6 protein-coding genes are annotated in these 6,857 nt (G+C 41.3%); 1 reads left to right on the top strand and 5 read right to left on the bottom strand.

The features are described from left to right. The 3 genes from QZU77_RS10075 to aroA form a co-directional block, all read right to left on the bottom strand. A partial coding sequence (locus QZU77_RS10075; RefSeq protein ID WP_295603716.1) for a PLP-dependent cysteine synthase family protein occupies positions 1-597 on the bottom strand: 597 nt, incomplete at its 3' end. 142 nt (positions 598-739) lie between these two features. Continuing rightward, a complete protein-coding gene (nth, locus tag QZU77_RS10070) occupies positions 740-1,372 on the bottom strand; it encodes an endonuclease III (RefSeq protein WP_295603714.1) in 633 nt (210 codons plus the stop codon). After that, positions 1,369-2,685 (bottom strand): 3-phosphoshikimate 1-carboxyvinyltransferase, encoded by a 1,317-nt coding sequence (aroA, locus tag QZU77_RS10065; protein ID WP_295603712.1) that lies wholly within the window; start codon positions 2,683-2,685, stop codon positions 1,369-1,371. Before aroA ends, nth begins: the two co-directional genes overlap by 4 nt. A 498-nt stretch (positions 2,686-3,183) precedes the next feature. Between aroA and QZU77_RS10060 the strand changes: the two genes are divergently transcribed. Next, positions 3,184-3,780 carry a hypothetical protein gene (locus QZU77_RS10060; protein ID WP_295603710.1) on the top strand — a complete coding sequence of 199 codons (597 nt, stop codon included), beginning with the start codon at positions 3,184-3,186 and terminating at the stop codon, positions 3,778-3,780. Here the strand turns inward: QZU77_RS10060 and QZU77_RS10055 are convergent. Both QZU77_RS10055 and QZU77_RS10050 read right to left on the bottom strand, forming a co-directional pair. Continuing rightward, entirely contained in the window at positions 3,773-6,487 is a 2,715-nt protein-coding gene (locus QZU77_RS10055) for a valine--tRNA ligase (RefSeq protein ID WP_295603708.1), read from the bottom strand. The two genes, QZU77_RS10060 and QZU77_RS10055, sit on opposite strands and share 8 nt — an antisense overlap. 145 nt (positions 6,488-6,632) lie before the next feature. Next, positions 6,633-6,857: hypothetical protein (locus tag QZU77_RS10050; protein ID WP_295603706.1), on the bottom strand; the 225-nt coding region annotated here is incomplete at its 5' end.

Genomic DNA, 6,857 nt, shown 5'->3' with positions numbered 1-6,857 from the left:
CAGCAGATATTTGGCTACGCCCTGGAGCGTTCCGCCTGAACCGATGCCGGACACATAGATGTCGATCTTCTGCCCGAGCTGCTCACAGAGTTCTACAGCCGTTGTACGGTAATGTATGTCCGGGTTTGCCGGATTTTTAAACTGCTGCGGGACGAAATATTGATCCGATGAGGAGGCGATGCGTTCCGCTTCGGTAACTGCACCGTCCACGCTCAATTCTGCGGGGGTCAGCACGAGCTCGGCGCCGAGTGCATGGATGATCTTTTTCCTCTCTTCGGACATGTTTTCGGGCATTACAATGATCACTTTGTAGCCTTTGCGTACGCCACAGAGAGCAAGGCCGATGCCGGTGTTTCCACTGGTAGGTTCGATGATTGTTGAGCCTTCCTTGAGTTGGCCCTTTTCTTCCGCATCTTCAATCATTGCAACTGCAACCCTGTCCTTTACGCTTCCGGTTGGGTTGAATGATTCTATTTTCACATCCACTTCTGCTTCCAGGTCTTTTGTCAGGTTGTTCAATCTTACAATTGGAGTGTTTCCAATTGCATCAATTATACTGTCTAGTACTCCTCTTTTTAGTTTTGGAACGTTTACCATATTTTCTTCTCCTATATTATTAATTGTTTTTATTGGTATATTAAAAGGGTTATCTTAAAGTTAATATAACATTCGTTATAATAACTATTGTTATATAACATTGTTTTTATTTATAAATGTTTTGGTGTAACTAAAAAAATAATCAGATATTTTCACTGAAATAATCGCAGATGTCAGTGCAGGGACAAACCTCACACTGAGGACCGATCGGCTTGCAGATATTCTGGCCAAACTGAACCATCAAGTCATTAAGCTTAATCCACAAGTCCCTAGGGGCAATCCTGCACAATTCCACTTCAGTGTCGTCAGGATTCTTGGTGTCAACCAAACCCAAACGATTGGAAATCCTATGAACATGAGTGTCAACCGGAATCGCCGGCAACTCAAAGGCAAAAACCATGACGCAATTTGCAGTCTTACGACCGACACCCGGAAGCTTAATCATTTCCTCAACAGTATCAGGAACCTCACCGCCATACTGGTCAATCAGAATCCGTGAAACCTCCTGAATGCGAGCAGCCTTGACATTATAAAAACCTGCAGGCCTGATAAGCTCCTTAACGTCATCGATTGGTGCATCAACAACAGCATGAATGTCAGGATACTTCTCGAACAGATTATTTGTGGCCTGATCTGTATTCTCATCCCTAGTCCTCTGGGACAATATGGTCCTTACAAGCACCTTATACGGGTCATGGTCCAGGAAAACCCTTATTTGAAAAACACTCTCCAATTCCTCTATCAACCTGATTACACGCTCTTCCTTATTCATCATATTAACTCCAATTCAAAACCAAGTTCCGCCATGCTCTCAATGAAATTCGGGAATGACACGTCAAACACTTCCCCATTTGTTATTTCAACATCATGCCTAAGGCCAATCAGACTGAAAGCCATGGCCAACCTGTGATCGCCATGGGAATCCACCCTTCCTGAAGTCACTCCGCCGGTTATGCTCATGCCGTCTTCATGTTCGACAAGCCTGCATCCGAGCTTTTCAAGTTCACGGCAAGTGGTGTCTATCCTGTCGGTTTCCTTGACCCTTGCATGAGCAACTCCAGTGATGTTTGTGGTTCCCTCAGCCATGGCGGCCAAAACGGCAACGGTAATCAGCAAGTCAGGCGCATTTGACAAATCCACATCAATTGCCTTCAATTCACCGTTGGATGCGATTTCAACATAATCCTCACCACGGATGACTGTGGCACCCATTGCCTGAAGAATGTCAAGAATATACTTGTCCCCCTGCTTGGAATCACGGAATAGGTTCCTGATAATGGCTCTGCCACCGTTAATGGCAATCAAAGCCAGGAGGTATGATGCTGAGGAGTAATCCCCTTCAACAGTATAGTCGCATGCGATATAATCCTGCTTTTTAACCTTGAACTCATCGATGCGGCAGCTCTGATGCTCCTTGTCGCATGACTCATGCTTCAGATAATAGCCCCTCAATGCCTTGACGCCGAATTTCCTCATTATGTCCAGTGTCATGTTAACATATGGCTTTGACTTGAATTCGGGCAGGACATACAATGTCACGCCGTGATTGGATAATGGTGAGGAAATAATGATTGATGAGATGAACTGTGAACTGACATTGCCCATGATGTTGGTTTCCCCTCCGTTATAGCCCGGCCTGATAAGTATAGGTGCCTTGTCATTGCCATTCAATGATTCTGTCTCAACACCCAATGGCAGGAGCGCATCCATCAACAGGCCCATCGGACGGGTCTTGAGTGAATCGTCACCTGTCAATGTCACTTCATTGTCGCTCAATGCGGAAACGCTGGTCATTAGTCTTAAAGTAGTTCCAGAATTAGCCAAGTCAATAGCTTCCACGCTTGAATTGTGAAGTTTGCCTCCAGTGCCTGTAACCTCAAGACACTCTTCTGTCCTGTTTATTTTAGCACCCAGTGCCTCACAAACCCTGATTGAGGATAATGTGTCTTCTGAGTATAGCATGTCGTAAAGCCTTGATGTTCCTTTTGCAAGTGATGCCAGTATTACTGCCCTGTGCGAATAGCTTTTGGATGGCGGTGCCTTGACGACACCTCCTATTTCTGAAATATTTTTTACTTTAAGAATCATTGTATCATAAGTATTTTTATCAAAGATTTAATAAATACTTACCTAAAAAGAAATAATATAAGGGACGAGGATTCTTGGAAGTTAATTTAATATGGTGTATGAATTCTATAATATGGATTTAAAGATTATGACATCTAAAACTTTTTGAATGAACAATCCTCATCCCCCTACTCATTTAATTGAAACAAGTAGCGTGAAAACTTTCAATATGTCAAAATCGACATCACTTATGATTATTGAAATCGTGTTGTGGAGATGGGAGTTTATCCGGGAGTGTGACTTGATACAAATGCAATATTTATCTAATGATACGTTAAAGGTGAGAAATTTAATGCTTAGATAACCCATCTCCATTACTTATTTAATTAACAAGTAGTATATAAACTTTTAACAAGCCCAAAACAATATTTACATTAGAATATAATGATTTCAAGCCCAAATCAATATTGTTTTTAATTTGAAACGTGAAAAACGGAAATATGGCGCTGGTGAAATGGCATGAAAAATCGAAACATTCAAATCATAATCAACATAATCCTCATAATTCTAGAGATAATCGGCTTCATACTCGTCATTCAGGAATTCGGGTTGAAAACATTAGAATATTACACTGAAGACAGCAATTTCCTCTTGTTAGTCTCATCAATAATTATCTTAATCTATCTGCTTTCAGACAGGAAACTGCCGTCCTGGCTGAATGGCCTGAGATACGTCTCTATCGTTTCAACAACACTAACATTCATTGTAGTAGTTACAGTTCTGTCCTGGACAACTGATTGGGGATTGCATTACCTGCTATTTGAAGGGTCCATGCTCTACCACCATACGCTCTGCCCTTTGATGGCATTGGCATCATTCATACTGCTTGAGAAATATGATGGCCTGAACGTGCTTCATGGACTAACATTCACGATAATATATGCAATCATCATGATTTCATTGAATGTTTTAAAAATAGTGGAAGGTCCCTATCCCTTCCTTTTGGTCTATAACCAGCCCGTTGCAGTGTCAATACTGTGGACAGTCATCATCTTTGCGGCGACTTATGCAATAGCATTTATTCTAAAAAAAGTTAATGGGAAAGTAATCATCTGATTACTTCCACTATCATGTCAAGGTTTTCGGATTGCAGGATATCCACTTTCTTACCTGAAGCGCCTACAATCTCCTTTTTGATGTTGAGCATGTCTTCCGGAACCACGATGTCGCCTATTGCGAGCTCATGGTTTTCCATTAAAGCATTGCCGATTTCATCGATGTCGGTGGATTTCAAGTAGCCTATGATTTTACCCGCATCACCCTTGAATTTCGGTCCGACCTGTGACATGTCAGGCTCGACTTCAATGATTTTCTCATGGACTTCAGGTTTTCCAGAGCTTATTGTCAAGTCATTGATCTTCAATGTTCCCCTGATGTCCTCGTCGAACTGGTTGAACACGTCCACCAGTTCATCGTCGGAAGTGTAGACGTTCACTTCTGCAAGCTCAGCATTCAATGGGATTTTTGAAGCTGACTTGAATCTTCTAACCTCATCAATCAACTCAACAGTGGTTTCCCCTTTGCTTTCCATTTCCTCGCTGATGAGTTCCTCATAGACTTCAGGCCATAAGGTGGTGTGGATTGACTCGTCTGAGAAGTATTGGTAAACCTCTTCTGTGAAGAACGGTGCGATTGGAGCAAGCAGCTTAAGTGATGTTTCCACAACTGTCCTTAATGTGTATTTTGCAGCACGCCTTGATTCATCTGAAACATCAGTGTATAGCCTGTATTTTACAGCTTCAATGTACTCATCACAGAAGTCATGCCAGAAGAACCTTTCGATTGGAGTGATTGTCTGTGCGAAGTTATATTCTGCAAATGCAGTGTCCACAATCTTGTTTAAATTGTTTAATTTTGAAAGAATCCATAAGTCCAATGGTCCTAAATTATCTTTAACTTCATCATATGACACTTCCTCATCAAATATCTGCATGCTGATGAACCTGAACGCATTCCAGAATTTCCTGAGGAACCTGTATCCGTGCTTGATGTCCTTCCAGTCAAATATTACATCAGATCCAGGCACACTGTTTGCAGCCCATGTCCTTAGTGAGTCTGCACCGTATTTCTCAATTACCTCTTCCGGTCCGACAACGAATTCAGGACGTGATTTGCTCATCTTGTTTCCATCCTCACCGAATACCATACCGTTGATTACGATATCGTCGAACGGTTTCTTGCCGGTTAAGGCAATACATCTTAAGGTGGTGTAGAATGCCCATGTACGGATGATGTCGTGTCCTTGCGGACGGATGCTTGATGGGAAATGATTTACGTAATCCTCATCAGGCCATCCTGCGATTGACAATGGTGAAATTGATGAGTCCATCCAAGTGTCTAAAACATCCACTTCAGGAATGAATTCCTCACAGCCACATTCACATGCATGTTTTGGCTTGTCAACTGTTGGATCGATTGGCAGGTCCTCAACGTCAGGCAGGATTACATTTCCGCAGTCCTTACAGTACCATACTGGTATTGGGGTTGCAAATATTCTTTGCCTTGAGATGCACCAGTCCCATTCCATTGAATCCGCCCAGTTGACCATACGGGATTTCATGTGTTCCGGCACCCATTTCATTTCATCCGCTGCAACTTTGGTTTTTTCGATTAAGTCACGTACTGCAACAAACCATTGCTCTTTGAGAAGAATTTCAACAGGAGTCTTGCATCTCCAGCATTGTCCTACATTTTGGTCAACTTCTTCCTGCTTTAACAAGTATCCTTCACTGTCAAGGTCTTCAATAGTCTGTTTTTTACAGGTTTGAAGGTCCATGCCCTCATATCTTCCTGCAGCTGAAGTCAACATGCCCGCATCATCCATGACATCAATGACCTCAAGGTCATATTTTTGAACCCAACTTACGTCAGTCTTGTCCCCGAAGGTACAAATCATTACCGCACCTGTACCGAATTCAGGGTCAACCTCTTCATCTGCAATGATTTTCACTTTCTGATGTGATAATGGAACTTCAACATATTTTCCCAGAAGGTGAGCGTATCTTTCATCTTCAGGGTGGATTACTACTGCCACACAGGCGGACATCAATTCAGGACGGGTGGTTGCAATGAGTATGCCCTCATCCTTAGGGTCAGCCTGTTTTCCTGATTTTTGTGAGGATGCAATGTCTTCATATGAATCCTCCACTGCAGGAGGGAAATTGACATAGTTTAGGAATGTAGTGTTGTCTGAGTATTCCACCTCAGCAAAAGCGATAGCTGTCTGGCAGCGAGGACACCAGTTTACAGGGTGTTTTCCCTGATAGATCAAACCTTCCTCATACATTTTTAAAAATGAATACTGGGTTTTTCTCATGTATTCCGGTGTCATTGTGACAAATTCACGAGTCCAGTCCTGTGAATAGCCCATTGCACGCATCTGTGATTTCATCTTTGCAATGTTGTCAGTGGTTAAGTCAACACAATACTGTCTGAATTGTGTTCTTGAAACGTCATTTTTCTTGATTCCATGAGTTTCCTCAACCTTCACTTCAGTTGGAAGACCGTGGCAGTCCCATCCTTGGGTGAACAGTACGTCATTGCCTTTTTGTCTTCTGTATCTTGCGTTCATATCAATGTAAACCCAATTCAGTACGTGGCCCAGGTGAATGGAACCTGTTGGGTATGGTGGGGGAGTGTCAATTATATATCTAGGGCGTGATCCATCTCCAATGTATTTGTAGATGTCTTCATCTTCCCATTTCTGCTCCCATGCCTTTTCTTTTTTAAAGTCATAGTCTTTAGGAATCTCTTCTTTTGACATGTATCTTCTCCTAGTAAAATGTAAATATAAATAATATTATTAATTATGTAATTTATTATTTAAAAAAGTAATTATGAAATTAAGTAAAAAATAATCAAAAATAAAAGTTTGAAAAAAATATTAAGAATTAAGTCATTACTAGGAATTAATCAGCGTATACATCAAATAATTCAAAATTAGGGATATCTCTTTTTCCATCCATCCATTCAAAAATCAGTTCTTTAATATTAGGAGTTTTTCTTTCAACTTTTCTTTTGAATTCCAAAAAATCATCGAATTCATTAGGATAATTATTTTTAAGAAAATTTTCATAGTCTTGCCTGCATTCTTTAGATTTTCGTTCCTTACCATAGATTTTTAAAAGCATTGC

Source organism: uncultured Methanobrevibacter sp., assembly GCF_902774605.1.
GTDB lineage: Archaea > Methanobacteriota > Methanobacteria > Methanobacteriales > Methanobacteriaceae > Methanocatella.
This window is presented reverse-complemented; position numbering and strand designations above follow the sequence as displayed.